We start from the raw sequence: 18059 nt of genomic DNA on the forward strand, positions 1-18059 counted from the left end.
CCCACCGCCGGCCCCTGTTTGCGCCGCCGCCCAGTGGGCAGACCCGCCGGTGGAGGTCGGAACGGACGGACGGGAGTCAGATCATGCGCGCGCTGCGGTTGCCGGGCTGGAAATCGGAACCGGAACTGGTCGAGGTCGACGAACCCACCCCCGGCCCGGGCCAGGTGGTCGTCAAGATCGGCGGGGCCGGCGCCTGCCACTCCGACCTGCACCTGATGCACGATTTCGAGGCCGGCGTGGTGCCCTGGAACCCGCCGTTCACCCTCGGCCACGAGAACGCCGGCTGGGTGCACGCCCTCGGCGCCGGGGTGACCGGGCTGGAGGTCGGCCAGCCGGTGGCCGTCTACGGGCCGTGGGGCTGCGGCACCTGCGCCCGCTGCCGGGTCGGCGTCGACACGTACTGCGAGAACACCGCCGCGGCGCCGGCGCCCGGTGGCGGTGGCGGGCTCGGCGCGGACGGCGGGATGGCCGACTACCAGTTGGTGCCGGACGCCCGGCACCTCGTGCCGCTGCCCGAGGGGCTGGACCCGGTGCGGGCGGCCCCGCTGACCGACGCCGGCCTCACCCCGTACCACGCGATCCGGCGGTCCTGGCCGAAGCTCGCGCCGGGCGACACCGCCCTGGTGATCGGCGTGGGCGGACTCGGGCACGTCGGCATCCAGATCCTCAAGGCGACCACCGCCGCCCGGGTGGTGGCCGTCGACACCCGGGACGCGGCCCTGCGGCTGGCCGAGGAGTGCGGCGCCGACCTGGCCCTGCCCTCCGGCGCGGGAACCGCCGACGAGATCCGGCGGTTCACCGGCGGCCGGGGTGCGGACGTGATCCTCGACTTCGTCGGCGCCGATGCCACTCTGGCGCTGGGCGTGGCCGCCGCGCGGACCGTCGGCGACCTCACCATCGTCGGGATCGGCGGCGGCACCCTGCCGGTCGGCTTCTTCAGCGTGCCGTACGAGCTGAGCATCCAGACCACCTACTGGGGCAGCCGGCCGGAGCTGGTGGAGGTGCTCGACCTGGGCGCGCGGGGCCTGGTGCGGCCGAAGGAGACGACCTACCCGCTGGAGGAGGCGGTCACCGCGTACCGGCAGATGCGGGACGGCACGCTGGACGGGCGAGCGGTCATCGTGCCCTGAGGTACGGCCGTCAGCCCCGCTCGATCAGCCCGCGCACGTAGGCGGCCTGGCCGACGTGCTGCAGGTCGTCCTCGACCACGCTGACCAGCCGGACGCCGAGGGTCACCGGCGGGTCCCAGGACTCGTCGACCACCCGGTCCAGGTCGTGCGGACGTAGTCCGGCCAGGAACGTGCGGGTGCGCGCCGCCACCGCCTCGTGGTAGTCCACCAGCGCCTCCGCGCTCTCCGGACGCACCGCGGCGACCTGTTCCGGGGTGTGCGCGTAGCCCGTGTCGTCGGGATCCGGGCTGAGCCCGAAGCGCTCCGCCCAGTCGCCGGTGACCCAGAGCTGCTCCACGCCGAACGCGTCGGACACGTGGTGGTCCTGGAGCCGGGTCAGGTGCCAGACCAGCCAGCCGACCGGGTTCGCGTCCGGACCGGGCGCGTGCCGCAGCTGTTCCGGGGTGAGGCCGTCGACCGCCGCGCGGACGAGTGCGGGCAGCCGGTCGTACGTCTCGGTCAGCAGGTCGTTCACGTCCATCCGGCGCCTCCTGGTTGTGCGGACCTCTCCGGGTACCGCCGGGGGGCCACCGGCAAACCCCGCCGCCTAAGGTGATCGCGTGGTCGCGGCGCTGGAGCTCTATCTGGACACCGACGCCACCCGGCGGATCCGGGTGCTCTGGGAGGCGCTGGAGTCCGAGGGCGTGCAGAGCATGCGCTCCCTGCTGGAGCAGCGCCACCGGCCGCACGTCTCGCTCGCGGTGGCGCCGCGCTTCGACCCGGAACGGGTGGCCGCCGCGCTGGCCGGGACGGTGGTGGCCGCGCCGCTGCGGCTGTCCTTCCAGCACGCCGGTCAGTTCGTCGGCCGGGTGCTCTGGCTCGGGCCGACCCCCACCGCCGAACTGCTGGACCACCACCGGCGGGTGCACGACCGGCTCACCGCGGCCGGGATCACGCTGGTCGAGCACTACCGGCCGGGCCGCTGGGTGCCGCACTGCACGCTCTCCATGCGGGTGCCGAACGTGCTGATGGCCGCGGCCGTCCGGCGGTGCCTGGAGGTGCTGCCGCTGGAGGCCACGGTGGTCGGCGCGGCCCTCACCGACCACGCCCGCGGCATCTCCCGCCCGCTGCCCTGAGTCGCTCACGGTCGGGCGCTCCGGCCGCGCCGTCCCAGCGGACCGTTCCGCGGGGCGGCCTCCGCCGCCGGGCCCTGGGAACCGGAACCCGGAGCGGCCACCGTCCGGGGCGGTCGGCACCTCAGGCGGTGTCGGCCCGGCCGAGCCGCCAGTACCCCATGAACGCCACCGCGCGCCGGTCGAGCCCCCGCTCGCCGACCAGGTGCCGGCGCAGGGTACGGATGACCGCCGCCTCGCCGGCCAGCCAGGCGTAGAGCGGCACCGGGGCGGCCGGGGTGGGCACCTCCCAGAGGATGTCCCGGTCGACGTCCACGTCGGCGATCACCTGGTCGGCACCGGTGCCGGTGTCGTCGAGCAGGGCGCCCGCCGCCGCCGCGACGGCCGGGACGAGCCGGCTGCCGTGCGCGCCGTGGCCCCGGGGCAGCCACTCGACCTCGACCCCGGGCGGTGCGACGACCGGCAGCGCGTCGGCCGGCTCGGGCACCTCCAGCAGCGCCCGCCCCCGGGTGTCGAGCGGCAGCCGTTCCAGGATGGCGCAGATCGCCGGGGCGGCGGTCTCGTCGCCGGCCAGCAGCAGGTGGCTGGTCGACGGCGGGCGGAACTCCACCCCGCCGTGGTCACCCGGGTAACCGGCGTCCGGGCCGAGGATGGCGATCTCGTCGCCGGGGCGGGCCCGGCGGGCCCACCGGGTGGCCGGCCCGCCGTCACCGTGCAGCACCAGGTCGACGTCCACCTCGCTGAGCAGCGGGCGAACGGCCCGGACGGTGTAGGTGCGGATCGGGTTGCGCCGCTCCTCCGGCAGCGCCCGCCACTGCGCGTACCAGTCCTCGCCGCCGGGCAGCCGCACGCCGTTCTCCCCGGCCAGCGGGAACGCCAGTTTGATCCGCTGGTCGTAGCCGTTGTCGGCGAAGCGGTCGAGGTCCGGGCCGGTGAAGGTGACCCGGAGGAACGACGGGCTGATCCGGCGTACCGCGCGGACCTCGACGGTGAAGACGCGCCACGGCGCGACGGGCAGGGCCTGGGTCATGGTGGTTAGGCTAGGCTAACCGAATATCGAGGTGATCGGCGGCCCCCGCCCCGGCACCCGATCGGTGACCGGGCCGGCTACGGACGCTCCGGCCGCCGGTCGCTCTCGGCCACCAACGCACGGATCTTGCGCAACGTGGCGTCCGGTGCGAGGATCGCCGCCCGCCACCGGTCCAGGCGGTCGCGGAGATCCCAGACCGTCGCCCGCAGCTGCTGCACCTGCTCGCGCGAGTTCGCCAGCTGCGACCGGGCGACCAGCGCCTCCTCCTCCAGCTCGGTCACCCGGGTACGCAACGGCTGCACCAGGGTGAGGGCCGCGTCGGTGAGGGTGTCGGCGGCGTCCGCCTTGAACTTCCCGCGCTGCACCACGACGGTGGCGATGACGGCGAGGCCACCGGCGCCGCCGAGCACCCCGAGGACGGACAGCAGGACCTGGAGCCACTGCGGGGCGGTGGGGGACGGGGCCGGAGTGCTCACCTGCCACCCCCGGCGGTGGTGCGGCGGCGGCCCGGCCGGCGGCGGGCACCACCGGAGTCGCCAACATCACTTCACTCGATAAAACTTGCAGAGCGTGCAAGTTTTCTCGTAGCGTCCCCGCGTGACCGTTGCCGAGCAGACCGCGCCGGGGCGCCGGGACCGCAAGAAGCGGCTCACCCGGGACGCCCTGACCACCGCCGCGCTGCGGCTGGTCGCCGAGCACGGGCTGGAGAACGTCACCGTCGAGCAGATCAGCGAGGCGGCCGACGTCTCGGCGCGCACCTTCTTCAACTACTTCTCGTCCAAGGACGAGGCGCTCATCGGCGACCCGGCGGCCGACCGGGAACCGCTGCTGGCGCGGCTGGCCGCGGCCCCGCCCGGGGTGCCGGCGCTGGAGGCGATCCGGCTGGCCCTGGCCGGGACGGCCGAGATGATGCAGGCCGACCGGGAGCTGTGGCGGCTGCGGCTGGCGGTCATCGACCGCAACCCGGCGCTGCTGACCCGGCTGATCGCCGGCAACGCCGAGGTCGAGCGAGCGATCGTCGAGGCCCTCGCCAGCCGCCTCGGTGTGCCGCCCGACCACGGCCACCCGGCACTGGTCGCCGCAGTGGGCGGCGCCGCGTTCCGGATCGCCCTGCTGCGCTGGGCCGCCGAGGCCGACACCCGGCCGCTGCGGGACCTGGTCGACGAGGCGTTCGCCGCGGTCGCCGCCGGCCTGCCGGATCCCCGGCCCTGAGCCCCACCCGCACCCCGGGCGCCGCCGCGCCCGGGTCAGCCTGTCCGGAACACCCCACGAGGGAGCGTCAATGACCGCTACCGCCCCACCCGCCGGGCCCGCCGAGGCCGGCGCGCGAATGTCGCGCCGGGAGGTCCTCCAAGCCCTCTCCGGCCTGATGGTCGGCATGTTCGTGTCGATCCTCGCCTCCACCGTGGTGGCGAACGCGCTGCCGCGGATCATCGCCGATCTCAACGGCAGTCAGACCATCTACACCTGGATCGTCACCAGTGAGCTGCTCGCCATGACGGCGACCGTGCCGCTGTGGGGCAAGATGGCCGACCTGTACAGCAAGAAGCTGCTGATCCAGCTGTCGCTGGGGCTGTTCGTGGTGGGTTCGTTGATCGCTGGCTTCACCCCGAACGTCGAGGTGCTGCTGGCCAGCCGGGTGGTGCAGGGCATCGGCGCGGGCGGCATGACCGCGCTGGCCACCATCGTCATGGCGGCGATGATCCCGCCGCGCGAACTCGGCCGCTACGCCGGCATCTTCGGCGCGGTCTTCGGCGTGGGCACCATCGCCGGGCCGCTGATCGGCGGCGTGCTGGTGGACACCTCGTGGCTGGGTTGGCGGTGGTGCTTCCTGATCGGCGTCCCGTTCACCCTGCTCTCCATCGTGCTGCTGCAGCGCACCCTGCACCTGCCGGTCGTCCGGCGGCAGGTCACCATCGACTGGCTCGGCGCCGTACTGATCACCGCGGGCGTCAGCACGCTGCTGATCTGGTCGTCGCTGGCCGGGAACACGTTCGCCTGGGCCTCGGGCTGGACCGCGCTGATGGTGGTCGGCGGGATCCTGCTGCTGGCGCTGGCGGTACGGGTCGAGGCGCGGGCGACCGACCCGATCGTCCCGCTGGACATCTTCCGCAACCGGACCGTCTCGCTGGCCACCATCGCCAGCGTGCTGGTCGGCGTCGCGATGTTCGGCGGCACCGTCTTCCTCTCCCAGTACTTCCAGATCTCGCTGGGCAAGTCGCCGACCGTGGCGGGCCTGATGAGCCTGCCGATGATCTTCGGTCTGCTGGTCTCGTCGACGGTGGCCGGCCAGCTCATCACCAAGTACGGCCGGTGGAAGGCGTACCTGGTGGCCGGGGCGGCGGTGATGACCGTCGGGATGCTGCTGCTGGGCACCATCGACGCCGGCACCAGCGTGCTCGTGCTCTCGGTCTACATGGCCGTGCTCGGCGTCGGCGTCGGCATGCTCATGCAGAACCTGGTGCTCGCCGCGCAGAACGACGTGCCGGCGCACGAACTCGGTGCGGCCACCTCCGTGCTCACCTTCTTCCGCAGCATGGGTGGTGCGATCGGGGTCAGCGCGCTGGGCGCCCTGCTGGCCAACCGGGTCACCTCGCTGATGACCGAGAAGCTCGGGCCGGCCGCGACCGGCGGCAGCGGCTCCGCCGAGGTGCCCGACCTGTCCGCGCTGCCCGAGCCGGTGCTGCGCATCGTGCAGGAGGTCTACGGCGTCGCCACCGCCGACCTGTTCCTGGTCGGCGCGCCGTTCGCGGTGCTCGCCCTGATCGTGGTGCTGTTCATCAAGGAGAAGCCGCTGCACACGCTCAGCGGCGACGAGCGGCGGGCGCAGGAGGAGGCCGCCGCGCAGGCGGCCGGGCACTGACCCGTACGCCGGCGGCGGGGTGGGCAGTCGGCCCACCCCGCCGCCGCGTCAGTCCGTGGCTGGCGGGACCGGGAAGTTGGTGTTGAACACCGCGTCCGGGTCGTAGACCCGCTTGACCTGCCGCAGCCGGCTGAGCGTGGGCTCCGGGAAGGCGTCGCGCAGCCGCTCGGGGCGCGGGTCGGTCTCGAAGCTCAGGTAGAGACCCTCGGCGTGCGGGTACACCCAGTCGTCCCACGGCACGTCCAGGGCGGCCCGCCGCACCCCGCCGCCGAAGGCCACCGCGGAGAAGTTCTGGTGCCGGTGCGGGTACGCGGTGTCGCCGGCCGGCACGTCGTTGACCGCACCGCCCACCGCGCGCAGTTGCAGGAAGTACGAGACGCCTTCGGTGACCAGCCGAGCGAGCCCGCCGGACACCTCCGGGGTGAGGTGGGTGAACAGCCCCGAACGGGTGATCGGGCCCAGCCCGCCGGAGGCGTGGTGCGGCTGGGTGGGGAAGACGACGCCCGAGTAGGGCGTCAGCCGGGCCTCGTGGTCGAGCACCGGGGCGATGTCGGCGAGCCGTTGCAGCGCGGCGACCGCGGCGTCGGTGTCGTCGCTGGCGTAGACGGTCATCACCCGCGCCACCACGGACGGCGCGCCCCGGTTCGGGGACAGGATGATGAAGCTGGTCAGCTCGCGCGGCGAGGTCTCCACCACCTGGCCCCAGCGCGCCAGCACCCCGGCGGTGTCCGAGGCGTCGAGCAGCATGACGGAGTGGACGATGTCGCCCACCCGGTCGGCGGCCAGTTCCAGTGCGGTGACCGCGCCGACGTTGGCGCCGGCGCCGCGCACCGCCCAGAACAGGTCGGGGTGGTGCTCGGCGTCGGCGCGGACGATCCGGCCGTCGGCGAGGACCACCTCGGCGGCCCGGACGTGGTCGATGGTCAGCCCGTGCAGCCGGCCCATGAAGCCGATGCCGCCGGTGGTGGCCAGCCCACCCACGCCGACGCCGCCGTAGTCGCCGGAGCTGATCGCCAGGCCGTGCGGGACGAGCTGCTCGGCGACCTGCCCCCAGCGGGCGCCGACGCCCAACCGGACCAGCCCGGTGCGCTCGTCGAGCAACTCGATGCGGTCGAGGGCACCCAGATCGACCACGATGCCGCCGTCGTTGGTGGAGCGCCCGCTGATGCCGTGGCCGCCGGAGCGGACGGCCATCGGCACCTCCTGCTTGCGGGCGTACGCGAGCGCCTCGGCGACCTCCTCGGCGCTGCGCGGGCGCAGTACCAGGCCGGGCCGGCCGGCGCGCAGGTAGCCGGAGCGCACCGACGGGTACTCCCGGTCGCCCGGCTCCACCGCCCGGGCGACCAGCGCGGCCGGCACGTCGTCGTAGGCGATGCCGGCTCGGCGGGCCGCCAGCGCGGCGCTGCCCCGCCGGCGGGCCACCGGCGCGGTGCCGGCCGACGCCCGCTCCGCGGCGACGAGTTCCCGCAGCGCCGGGGCGACCTCCTGGCCGAAGGTCTGGATGGCGCGCGGGTCGTCGCCGATCAGGATGAAGGTACCGATGCCCCGCTCCAGGGCGTACGGGGCGAGCTGCTCGACCCACTGGTTCGGCGGCCCCTGCAGGAAACCCCGGCCCTGCGGGGTGAAGGCGCCGCCGATGTTGAGCACCCGGCGGATCTCGGCGGGATGGCGGCCGGCCCGGGTGGCCGCCTCGTCGATGGTCGCGTTCCCCTCGACCAGGCCGTCGTCGCCGACGTACTGGAGGGTGACCGCCCAGCCGTCCGCGACCCGGCCGGTCAGCCGCAGCATCCGCGGCTTGAGCGCGCCCAGCCAGATCGGGATGTCGTGGGCCGGCGCCGGGCCGCGCTTGACGCCGGCGACCCGGTGGTAGGTGCCGTCCACGGTGAGCGCGGTCGGGTCGGCGGTGTCCCAGATCCCCCTGATGATCTCGATCCCCTCGGCCAGCGCCTGGACGCCCTGGCCCGGGGTGAGCCGCCGGCCGCCCATCGCCTCGATCGCTTCCCAGAAGGCGCCCGCACCGAGGCCGAGGGTGAACCGGCCGGCGGAGAGCCGGTCCAGGCTGGCGGCCGAGCGGGCCAGCACCGCTGGCGGGCGCAGCGCCAGGTTGAGCACGTTGCCGGAGACCGAGATCCGCTCGGTGGCCGCCGCGACCCAGGTCAGCAGGGTCCAGGTGTCGAGGAAGGCCGGCTGGTAGGGGTGGTCCTGGAAGGTGGCGAGGTCCAGCCCGGCCGCCTCGGTGAGCTGGGCGAGCTGGACCGGTACCTGGGGGTTCTCGTTCTGGGGCGTGATGAACGTGCCGAAGGTCAGCTCGTGCCCGTAGTCGGTCATGGTCCGCTCCGTTGTACCGGCAGATTGTTTGCGCGACAAACGATACACCGGCTAACCCATGTGTCGAACAGATGATGTGTCGATTCAATCACTGCTGGTAGCATCGTCGGCATGACCACCGCTGGCGTCCCCACCCCGGCCCGCGCCAACCCCGAACCGGAGTTCGTCGGCGAGTTCGGCTGGGCGCTCACCGTGCTGCTGCGGGAGTGGAGCGCCCGGGTGGCCGCGGCGGTCGGCGACCTGCCGTCCGGCACCCGGGGCTACCAGGTGCTCTCGGCCGTGGTCCGGGACGAGCCGCCCAGCCAGGCCTCGCTGGCCACCCGGCTGGGCATCGACCGCAGCGTGATGACCTACCTGATCGACCGCTGCGTCGAATCCGGCCTGGTCGAGCGCCAGCAGGACCCGACCGACCGGCGTGCCCGCCGGATCGTCCCCACCGGGCACGGGCGCCGCCGGCTCGACGAACTGGACGCGCGGGTGCGCCAGGTGGAGGAGGAACTGCTGGGCGCGCTGCCCGAGGCGGAGCGCGCGCTGCTGCACCGGCTGCTGCGGCAGGCCGCCGACGGCGTCGCGCACGACCCCGACCGCTGCGCGGTCACCGCGGACGCGATGCGCGGCGGCACCGGCTCGCCGGCCTGACCCGGCTCGCCGGCCTGACCCGGCCGCCGCGCCAGCCCGGAGCAGGCTCAGCCGTTCAGGTACGCCAGCACGGCCAGCACCCGCCGGTTGTCGTCGTCCGACGGCGGCATGCCGAGCTTGCTGAAGATGTTGTTGATGTGCTTGCTGATCGCCTTCTCGGTGACGAACAGCCGGCCGGCGATCGCCGCGTTCGACCGGCCCTCCGCCATCAGGCCCAGCACCTCGCGCTCGCGGGCGGTCAGCTCGGCCAGCCGCTGCCCGCCGGTGTTGCGGGCCAGCAGCTGGGACACCACGTCCGGGTCCATCACCATGCCGCCGGCCGCCACCCGGCGCACCGCGTCGATGAACTGGTCCACATTGGACACCCGGTCCTTGAGCAGGTAGCCCACTCCTCCACCGCGGTCGGAGAGCAGCTCCCGGGCGTACAGCTGCTCGACGTGCTGGGACAGCACCAGGATCGGCAGGCCGGGCAGCCGGGTGCGGGCCTGCAACGCGGCCTGCAGGCCCTCGTCGGTGAAGGTCGGCGGCAGGCGTACGTCGACCACCGCGACGTCGGGGCGGTGCCGGGTCAACGCCGGCAGCACGGACGGCCCGTCCGCGACCGCCTCGACCACCTGGAAGCCGAAGGCGTCGAGGATGCGGGTCAGCCCGTCCCGGAGGAGGGCGAGATCCTCGGCGATGACAACTCGCACGGCAGCTCCATGGTCACGACGGTCGGTCCGCCGGGCGGACTGGTCACCGTCATCGTTCCATCGAAGGCTGCCAGACGGCGCCGCACACCCGCCAGGCCGGTCCCCGCGTCCGGCTGCGCCCCGCCCCGGCCGTCGTCGCCGACCACCATGACCAGCCGGCCGTCCCGGTGCGTCATCCGGATCCAGGCGCGCGCCGCGCCACTGTGCTTGGTGACGTTGGCCAGCGCCTCCGCCACCGCGAAGTACGCCGCCGACTCGACCGCCGCCGGCGGGCTGCCCGCCAGCCGCACCTCCACCGTCACGGGCAGCGGCACCGCCAGCGCGAGCGCCTCGACCGCGCCGCCGAGGCCCCGTTCGGCGAGCACCGGCGGGTAGATGCCGCGGACCAGGTCGCGCAGCTCGACCAGGGCCTGCCCGCTGGCCTCCTGGGCCTCGGCCAGCAGCCGCTGGGCCGCCGCCGGGTCGTCCGCCATCAGCTTCCCGGCCAGCCCGATGCTCATCCTCAGCGCCACCAACCGGGCCTGCGCGCCGTCGTGCAGGTCACGCTCGATCCGGCGCAGCTCGGCCGCCTGGGTGTCGACCGTGTCGGCCCGGGTGACGGTCAGCTGCCGCACCCGCAGCGCCAGCTCCTGCGCCTTCGTCGGGGCGAGGAAGAGGGCGGCGAAGCGCAGGTGCAGCCAGACCAGCCAGGGGGCCACCGCCAGCCCGCCGAGCAGGAAGAACCATCCCTGCGGTACGGACGCCCAGGCCTGGACGATGTTGTCCATCGGCCAGAACACGCCGTAGCCGTACCAGTCGATGGTCAGGTAGAGCACCAGCGGCACCAGCAGCACGCCCTCCAGCCCGTACCCCGGCAGCACGAACGCCAGCAGGCAGGCCGCGCCGGTCACCGTGCCCGGCACCAGCCAGGCGAAGTCCCGCCAGGTGGCCGGGTCCCCGACCACCCACCGGAACCGCCGCCAGGTGCCGATCTGGGCGTCGGCGGGCATCGGCCGGTACGGGGTGGCCATCGGCACCCCACCCCAGCGGGCGAGCCGGCGCTGCGCCCCCAGGCAGAGCCGGACCAGCGCGGTCACCACCGGGAACAGCGCGAACCCGATGCCGAAGACCGGGATCAACGCGAGCGACACCACCGAGAGCGCGAACAGCGCGACGTTGGTGGTCAGGCAGAGCAGGGCCAGCGCCAGGCCCTGCACGGCGGCGATCGCGCCCGGCCGGAGCCACCGTCGGACGAACAGACGTACGGAGCTGTCCACGGCCCCATTCTGGGCCACGCCGGCCGCCGGATCGGTGGTGCCAGCACCACCAGGGTTCGGGACGTGCCACCCCTGCCCTGGCCGGTTCCGGGCCGAAGGATCGACGGCGTGAGAACACCCAACCCGCGGAGGGAACCCACCATGTTCCGGCACCGTCTGGCCGGCCTGCCGTCCGGTCGACGATCCAAGTACGCCCTGCTCGTCTTCTGGCTCATCGTCATCGCGGCGGCCGGGCCGCTGGCGCTGAAGCTGACCGAGGTGCAGGAGAACGACACCCTCGGCGCGCTGCCCGCCGGCGCCGAACACAGCCGGGCGGCGCAGCGGGCGGAGGCGGCGTTCCCCGACTCGCGGGCCCCGCTGGCGATCGCGGTCTACGTCCGGGACGGCGGTCTCACCGACGCCGACCGGGCGAAGGTCGACGCCGACCGTGCCGCCTTCACGCCGTACGCCGACGGCGGGCAGATGCCCGCGGCGGTGCCGAGCGAGGACGGCCGGGCGCTGCTGCTGTCCTTCCCGGTCGCCGGGGACGACGAGCGGCGCGGCACGGCGGTCACCGAGCTGAAGGACCGGCTGACCGCCGGCGCCCCCACCGGCCTGCGTACCGCGCTGACCGGTCCGGCCGCGGCCGAGAACGACGTGTTCGACGCGTTCGGTGGGATGGACACCGCGTTGCTGCTGGCCACCGCGGCCACCGTCGCCCTGCTGCTGCTGGTCACCTACCGCAGCCCGGTGCTCTGGCTGATCCCGCTGCTCACCGCGGCGTTCGCCAACCAGCTCGCCAGCGCGGTCGTCTACCTGCTGGCCCGGTACGCCGGGCTGGCGGTCGACTTCCAGAGCCAGAGCATCCTCACGGTGCTGGTGTTCGGCGTCGGCGTGGACTACGCGCTGCTGCTCATCGCCCGCTACCGGGAGGAGCTGCGCCGGCACGCCGACCGGCACGCCGCGATGGCGGTGGCCCTGCGCCGCTCGCTCGGTGCGATCGGGGCCTCCGCGGCGACCGTGGCGATCGGCCTGCTCTGCCTGCTGGCCGCGCAACTGCCGTCGACCAGGGGGCTCGGCCCGGTCGGCGCGGTCGGCATCGTCGCCGCCCTGCTCGCCATGACCACCCTGCTGCCGGCCGTGCTGGTGCTGTTCGGCCGGTGGCTGTTCTGGCCGTTCGTGCCGCGCTACGCACCGGACGTGGCCGGGGCGGACGTGGCCGCCGACCATCGGGTGTGGCGGGGGGTCGCCGGGCTGGTCGGCCGCCGCCCCCGGACGGTGTGGATCGGCACCGCCGCGGCGCTGGTCGCGCTCAGCTTCGGCATCGGCAATCTCAGCGTCGGCCTGCCCGGCGACGAGACGTTCACCCGGGAGGTCGGCTCGATCACCGGCCAGCGGATGATCGCGGCGCACTACCCGAGCGGCACGGTCGCCCCGGCCGACATCCTGGCCACCGCGGACCGCGCCGACCAGGTGGTCGCCGCCGCCCGGGCCGTGCCCGGGGTGGCCGAGGTGGGCGAGCCGGAACGCTCGCCGGACGGCCGGTGGGTGCGGATCGGCGCGGTGCTGGCCGACACCCCGGACAGCGACGCCGCCCTGGACACCGTGGACCGGCTGCGGACCGCGGTGCACGCGGTGCCCGGCGCCCAGGCGCTGGTCGGTGGGGACAGCGCCTACCTGCTGGACGAGGAGCGCACGGTCGACCGGGACAACCGGCGGGTGATCCCGCTGGTCCTGGCGGTGGTGTTCGTCATCCTGACCGTGCTGCTGCGGGCGCTGGTCGCGCCGTTGCTGCTGCTGGCCAGCGTGGTGCTGTCGTACCTGGCGGCGCTGGGGGCGGCCGGGCTGATCCTGGACGCGATGGGACACGCCAAGCTGTTCGTCGGGATCCCGTTGCAGACCTTCCTGTTCCTGGTCGCCCTCGGCGTGGACTACACCATCTTCCTCACCACCCGGGCGCGGGAGGAGGCGGCGCTGCTCGGCCATCGGCAGGGCGTGCTGCACGCGCTGACCGTGACCGGCGGGGTGATCACCAGCGCGGGTGTGGTGCTGGCGGCCACCTTCGGCGCGCTCAGCGTGCTGCCGCTGGTGCCGTCGGTGCAGTCCGCCGTGATCGTGGGCGTCGGGGTGCTGCTCGACACGTTCCTGGTGCGCAGCCTCCTCGTCCCGGCGCTCGCCCTGGAGGTCGGCCGGCGCACCTGGTGGCCGAGCGCGCTGGCCCGCCCGGCGTCCCCGGCCGGCCGGCGCCGCCCGGCCGAACCGGTCCCGGCCAACTCCTGACCCGGGGGGGGTACGCGAGGGGGTGGTCACCGGACGGTGGCCACCCCCTCGCTCAGCGGCCACCCGACCACGGGGACACCCGGCACCGCCACCGGTCGAGTACGTTACGGCGGGTCGGGCTGGATGACGGCGGGGAGGCCGGATGGCCGGGAAGCACCGTTCGTGGTGGGGCTGGGGTCACGTCGAGGACGCGGTGACCGGCGCGGAGGCCGCGGCGCTGACCGACCGCGTGCGGGCCCTGCTGCCCGACGCCGAGCTGACCGCGCACGTCCCGCCGCCGGTGGCCGAGCTGGGCCTGCGGCCGCCGCGGGTCGCCCCGCCGCCGACGCTGGCCCAGCTTTGCTCCGCCGAGGACACCGACCGGGCCGCGCACGCGCACGGCAAGGCGTTCCGGGACGTCGTCCGGAACCTGCACGGCGACGTCCGGCACCCGCCGGACCTGGTCGTCCGGCCGGCGTCCGAACAGGACGTCGTCGACGTGCTGGACTGGTGCGCCGGGGCCGGCATCGCGGTGATCCCGTACGGCGGCGGTTCGTCGGTCGTCGGCGGAGTGGAGCCACGGGTGGCCGACGGCTACCCCGGCGCGATCAGTCTCGACCTCGGCCGGCTCGACCGGGTGCTGGAGGTCGACCGGACCAGCCGGGCGGCGCGGATCCAGGCCGGCGTGTTCGGCCCGGCGCTGGCCGACCAGCTCCGCGGGCACGACCTCACGCTGCGGCACTTCCCACAGTCGTTCGAGTTCTCCACGCTGGGCGGCTGGCTGGCCACCCGGGCCGGCGGCCACTACGCGACGGTGCTCACCCACATCGACGACCTGGTGGAGTCGCTGCGGGTGGTCACCCCGGCCGGCACCAGCGAGTCCCGCCGGTTGCCCGCCTCCGGCGCGGGGCCCTCGCCGGACCGACTCTTCCTCGGCTCCGAGGGCGCGCTCGGCGTCATCACCGAGGCGTGGCTGCGCCTGCAGGACCGGCCGCGCTGGCGGGCGGACGCGGCGGTGCACTTCGACGAGCACGACGCCGCGGTGGCCGCCACCCGGGCGATCGCCCAGTCCGGGCTGCACCCGAGCAACTGCCGACTGCTCGACCCGGCGGAGGCGCTGCTCAACGCCGGCGTGGCCAGCACCGGCGGGGTGCTGGTGCTGGGCTTCGAGTCCGCCGACCATCCGGTGGGGCCGGCGCTGGACCGCGCCGTCGAGCTGTGCCGCGACCACGGCGGGGCGCTACCCGACCCGCCCCGGTACGGCCCGGCGTCCGCCGCGCGCGGCGGCGCCGTGGACACCTGGCGCTCGGCGTTCCTGCGGATGCCGTACCAGCGCGACGCCCTCGCCGCCCGGTCGATGATCGTGGAGACCTTCGAAACCGCCTGCACCTGGGACCGCTACCCCGCGCTGCGCGCCGCGGTGCTCGACGCGGCCGGGGCGGCGCTGCGCGCGGTCGGCGCGACCGGCGTGGTCACCTGCCGGTTCACCCACGTCTACCCGGACGGGCCGGCCCCCTACTTCGGCGTCTACGCCACCGGTCGCTGGGGCGGGACCCTCGCCCAGTGGGACGAGATCAAGCACGCCGTCTCCGAGGCGCTGCTCGCCGCCGGCGGCACCATCACCCACCACCACGCGGTCGGCCGCGACCACCGCCCCTGGTACGACCGGCAGCGCCCGGAGCCGGTCGGGCTCGCGCTGCGCGCCGCGAAGGCCGCGCTCGACCCGTCCTGGGTGCTCAACCCCGGCGTCCTGCTCGACGCCTCGCCGGGCGGCGACCGCCCGACCGGACGGCGGGTCCACACCGGCGGCCGGTAGGGCGGCCGCGGCGTCGTTGCGGATGCGGATCCGCACCTCGGGCGCGGCGGCGTACGGCGCGGCGCACCGGAGCACCCGCTCCCCCTCGCGCGTCCCGAGCCGCGCCGTCGGGCTGACCCGGCGACGCCGCCTGCTCGCCGTCCTGGTGATCGTGGCTGGCGTGGTCATGCTGGCTCCGGTCACCCGGATCGGGTGAGGACGGTTCACCCCGGTCAAGGGCACGGTGAGGGGCCACGGCAGTCGAGGGAGGCAGCATGCTGCGGTCCAAGGTCAACGTCGCGCCCACCGATGACGTACCGCTCAAGCCGGCGTGGGGTTACCGGCTGCGCCGGCAGCGGCACCCGATCGGGCGCCGGGGTGGGCCGCGGCGCGCCCCACGCGGCTACCGGCTGCCCGACGCCGAACGGCACCGGCTCCGGGCCGCGTACAACCTGCGCGAGCGGCAGTTGGTCCGGGCCCTGGTGACGGCCGCCGGGCAGCCCGGTGACGCGGCGGAGAACCTGGCCGGGCAGTTGGAGCAGCGGCTGGACGCGCTGGTGCACCGGGCCGGCTTCGCCCGCAGCGTCAGCGAGGCCCGCCACCTGGTCACGAACAACACGTTCACCCTCGACGGCGGCAAGGTCAACCAGCCGTCCTACCTGGTCCGGCCGGGCCAGATCATCCAGGTGCGGCCGGAGAAGCAGTGCCCCACCCCGAGCGGGGTGGCCGGCGGCGGCTTCCCCACCACCGAGACCCCGCCCTACCTCGTGGTGCGGCCGGAGGAGTTCACCGCGACGCTGACCCGGGAGCCGCGCCGGCAGGAGGTGCCGGACCTGCGGGACGTCCCGCTCACCGTCCGACCCGGCTAGGGCCACGAGCGCCGGCCGGGGTGACTGGCCGGGCCGCGCCCCCGGTCACCCCAAGGTCGCGGGCGAATCCGCGTTGGTGCCGGCGCGTCAGCGGCTGATCGTCACCTCGACCGGGCCGACGCGCAGGGTCCCGTCGTCCAGTGGGGTGCAACGGATGCCGCCCCGGCGGCGCAGTGCCTTCCACGCGCCGGGGCCGATGGCGACCTCCATCCAGGCGCACGGGTTGGCCGGGCGGTTGACTCGCAGCCGGACCGGGCCCGCGCCGGAGTCCAGGGTGAGCACCGAGCCGATCAGTTCGTCCACGGCGATCCCGGTGGTGAGCACGTTGCGCCGCACCTGCACCAGGTCGACCCCGGGCGGCAACGACTCCTGCGCGATCACCGTGACGCTCGCCTCGCGGTGTGCCGGCTTGCCGAAGTACCGGTCGCCGACGATGCCGAGGCCCGCCCGAAGCTGGATCTGGTCGACCAGTTCGCCGGGTGGGGCCGGTGCCGGACCGTCGGCGGGCCGGCCCAGGTAGCGGTGCACGGGCGAGGCCAGCAACTGCACGATCTGCGGCACCCAGCGATTCTACGGAGCGTCGGGCTCGCGGCCGGCCGTCCCGGGCGAATCGCCGGCACGGGTTCGGCCGTGCGACACCGGTGCCGCCTGGCCGAGCCCGCCACAGGTCCGACGGCCGGCCGCGAACTGACGACACGGTGTGGCGCGCGACGCAGCTATGTTACGGAACATTCCCGGAATATCCGGGCTCCATCGCAGCCTCAGTCGTCGCCCCGATGTCCACACGTGACCACCGTCGGGTGGTCGAACATGAACACTGGCCTGCTGTTTCCTCCCACGGTAAACGATCAAGACCGGACTGAACTGTCGTTAGCTTTCCGGAAATTGTTGCTGCATCGATCGACCGCTGTAATACTCCACATCTATTCGGGTCGATGCCAGACCGGCGTTCCACCGGCGGCTGGCGGCGACCCGGCACACCCCCACCACACCGGGCCGGCACCCCCACCGGCCCGGTCCCCACCAGAAGGGGCAGAGATGATCGACAGCTGCCAGCGGAACAACCGTCCGAGATCGACCGCGCGACGGCGGGCGGCCCTCGCCCTCGCCGCCGTGGGTCTGCTCGCCGCGGCCGGTGCCGTGGTGCTGCCCGTCGCGGCCAGCGCCGGCACCACCCTGGGCGCCTCCGCGGCGGAGCGGGGCCGGTACTTCGGCGCCGCCGTGGCCGCCAACAAGCTCAGCGACAGCGCGTACACCACGATCCTGAACCGCGAGTTCAACTCGGTGACGCCCGAGAACGAGATGAAGATCGACGCCACCGAGCCGCAACAGGGGCAGTTCACCTTCACCAACGCGGACCGGATCGTCAGCCACGCCCGCAGCCGCGGGATGAGCGTGCGCGGCCACACCCTGGCCTGGCATTCCCAGCAGCCCGGCTGGATGCAGAACATGAGCGGCAGCGCGCTGCGCCAGGCGATGCTCAACCACGTCACCCAGGTGGCCACCCACTTCCGGGGCCAGGTCGTGGCGTGGGACGTGGTGAACGAGGCGTTCGCCGACGGCGGTAGCGGCGCCCGGCGCGACTCCAACCTGCAGCGCACCGGCAACGACTGGATCGAGGCCGCGTTCCGGGCCGCCCGGGCCGCGGACCCGGGCGCGAAGCTCTGCTACAACGACTACAACACCGACGACTGGACGCACGCCAAGACCCAGGCCGTCTACAACATGGTCCGCGACTTCAAGCAGCGGGGCGTGCCGATCGACTGCGTCGGCCTCCAGTCGCACTTCAACAGCGGCTCGCCGTACCCGGGCAACTACCGCACCACGCTGTCCAGCTTCGCCGCGCTCGGCGTCGACGTGCAGATCACCGAGTTGGACATCCAGAACGCACCGGCCGACACGTACCGCAACGTGGTCAACGACTGCCTCGCCGTCGCCCGCTGCACCGGCATCACCGTCTGGGGCATCCGGGACAGCGACTCCTGGCGGGCCGACCAGAACCCGCTGCTGTTCACCAGCAGCGGCGCCAAGAAGCCGGCGTACGACGCCGTCCTCGCCGCCCTGAACGGCGGCACCACTCCCCCGACCACCCCGCCGACCACCGGGC

At 74.4% G+C, this 18059-nt stretch carries 17 protein-coding genes; 10 read left to right on the forward strand and 7 right to left on the reverse strand.

Annotated features, from left to right (window positions below; translation table 11 throughout):
* Positions 1–83 precede the first annotated feature (83 nt).
* Complete coding sequence (locus tag DLJ47_RS04000) at positions 84–1130, forward strand: NAD(P)-dependent alcohol dehydrogenase (RefSeq protein WP_109898752.1); 1047 nt, start codon at positions 84–86, stop codon at positions 1128–1130.
* A 10-nt stretch (positions 1131–1140) separates the two neighbouring features.
* On the opposite strand, the gene DLJ47_RS04005 is transcribed toward DLJ47_RS04000, so the two are convergent.
* Positions 1141–1650 carry a mycothiol transferase gene (locus DLJ47_RS04005; RefSeq protein WP_109898753.1) on the reverse strand — a complete coding sequence of 170 codons (510 nt, stop codon included), beginning with the start codon at positions 1648–1650 and terminating at the stop codon, positions 1141–1143.
* A gap of 79 nt (positions 1651–1729) precedes the next feature.
* Here DLJ47_RS04005 and DLJ47_RS04010 point away from each other — a divergent pair, with 79 nt between their 5' ends.
* A complete protein-coding gene (locus tag DLJ47_RS04010; RefSeq protein ID WP_109898754.1) occupies positions 1730–2245 on the forward strand; it encodes a 2'-5' RNA ligase family protein in 516 nt (171 codons plus the stop codon).
* Between the two features lie 121 nt (positions 2246–2366).
* Here the strand turns inward: DLJ47_RS04010 and DLJ47_RS04015 are convergent, their stop codons facing one another.
* Complete coding sequence (locus DLJ47_RS04015; RefSeq protein WP_109898755.1) at positions 2367–3272, reverse strand: siderophore-interacting protein; 906 nt, start codon at positions 3270–3272, stop codon at positions 2367–2369.
* A 77-nt stretch (positions 3273–3349) separates the two neighbouring features.
* Positions 3350–3700 carry a hypothetical protein gene (locus tag DLJ47_RS04020; protein ID WP_446723529.1) on the reverse strand — a complete coding sequence of 117 codons (351 nt, stop codon included), beginning with the start codon at positions 3698–3700 and terminating at the stop codon, positions 3350–3352.
* Between the two features lie 169 nt (positions 3701–3869).
* Here DLJ47_RS04020 and DLJ47_RS04025 point away from each other — a divergent pair, with 169 nt between their 5' ends.
* On the forward strand, positions 3870–4484 hold the full coding sequence (locus DLJ47_RS04025; RefSeq protein ID WP_109898757.1) for a TetR/AcrR family transcriptional regulator: 615 nt from the start codon (positions 3870–3872) through the stop codon (positions 4482–4484).
* 70 nt (positions 4485–4554) lie between these two features.
* Entirely contained in the window at positions 4555–6135 is a 1581-nt protein-coding gene (locus DLJ47_RS04030; RefSeq protein WP_109898758.1) for an MDR family MFS transporter, read from the forward strand.
* Between the two features lie 48 nt (positions 6136–6183).
* Here DLJ47_RS04030 and DLJ47_RS04035 read toward each other — a convergent pair whose 3' ends face one another.
* Positions 6184–8463: an LLM class flavin-dependent oxidoreductase gene (locus tag DLJ47_RS04035; RefSeq protein ID WP_109898759.1), complete on the reverse strand. Its 2280-nt coding sequence runs from the start codon at positions 8461–8463 to the stop codon at positions 6184–6186.
* 111 nt (positions 8464–8574) lie between these two features.
* Between DLJ47_RS04035 and DLJ47_RS04040 the strand changes: the two genes are divergently transcribed.
* Positions 8575–9102 carry a MarR family winged helix-turn-helix transcriptional regulator gene (locus DLJ47_RS04040; protein WP_109898760.1) on the forward strand — a complete coding sequence of 176 codons (528 nt, stop codon included), beginning with the start codon at positions 8575–8577 and terminating at the stop codon, positions 9100–9102.
* A 47-nt stretch (positions 9103–9149) separates the two neighbouring features.
* Here the strand turns inward: DLJ47_RS04040 and DLJ47_RS04045 are convergent, their stop codons facing one another.
* A complete protein-coding gene (locus tag DLJ47_RS04045; RefSeq protein WP_109898761.1) occupies positions 9150–9794 on the reverse strand; it encodes a LuxR C-terminal-related transcriptional regulator in 645 nt (214 codons plus the stop codon).
* Positions 9746–11050: a sensor histidine kinase gene (locus tag DLJ47_RS04050; protein ID WP_233257644.1), complete on the reverse strand. Its 1305-nt coding sequence runs from the start codon at positions 11048–11050 to the stop codon at positions 9746–9748. The genes DLJ47_RS04045 and DLJ47_RS04050 overlap by 49 nt, the downstream gene beginning before the upstream one ends.
* Before the next feature lie 141 nt (positions 11051–11191).
* Between DLJ47_RS04050 and DLJ47_RS04055 the strand changes: the two genes are divergently transcribed.
* The 4 genes from DLJ47_RS04055 (at position 11192) to DLJ47_RS04065 (ending at position 15952) form a co-directional block, all read left to right on the forward strand.
* Positions 11192–13309: an MMPL family transporter gene (locus DLJ47_RS04055; protein ID WP_109898762.1), complete on the forward strand. Its 2118-nt coding sequence runs from the start codon at positions 11192–11194 to the stop codon at positions 13307–13309.
* 142 nt (positions 13310–13451) lie between these two features.
* A complete protein-coding gene (locus DLJ47_RS04060) occupies positions 13452–15104 on the forward strand; it encodes an FAD-binding oxidoreductase (RefSeq protein ID WP_109898763.1) in 1653 nt (550 codons plus the stop codon).
* A gap of 22 nt (positions 15105–15126) precedes the next feature.
* Positions 15127–15300, forward strand: coding sequence for a hypothetical protein (locus tag DLJ47_RS35615; RefSeq protein WP_158289773.1), 174 nt, complete (start codon positions 15127–15129; stop codon positions 15298–15300).
* Between the two features lie 58 nt (positions 15301–15358).
* Positions 15359–15952 (forward strand): S4 domain-containing protein, encoded by a 594-nt coding sequence (locus DLJ47_RS04065; RefSeq protein WP_109898764.1) that lies wholly within the window; start codon positions 15359–15361, stop codon positions 15950–15952.
* Between the two features lie 87 nt (positions 15953–16039).
* On the opposite strand, the gene DLJ47_RS04070 is transcribed toward DLJ47_RS04065, so the two are convergent.
* Positions 16040–16513 (reverse strand): molybdenum cofactor biosysynthesis protein, encoded by a 474-nt coding sequence (locus tag DLJ47_RS04070; RefSeq protein ID WP_109898765.1) that lies wholly within the window; start codon positions 16511–16513, stop codon positions 16040–16042.
* A 477-nt stretch (positions 16514–16990) separates the two neighbouring features.
* Here DLJ47_RS04070 and DLJ47_RS04075 point away from each other — a divergent pair.
* A partial coding sequence (locus tag DLJ47_RS04075; RefSeq protein WP_109898766.1) for an endo-1,4-beta-xylanase occupies positions 16991–18059 on the forward strand: 1069 nt, incomplete at its 3' end.

This window comes from Micromonospora sp. S4605 (genome assembly GCF_003176715.1).
Classification (GTDB): Bacteria; Actinomycetota; Actinomycetes; order Mycobacteriales; family Micromonosporaceae; genus Micromonospora; species Micromonospora echinaurantiaca.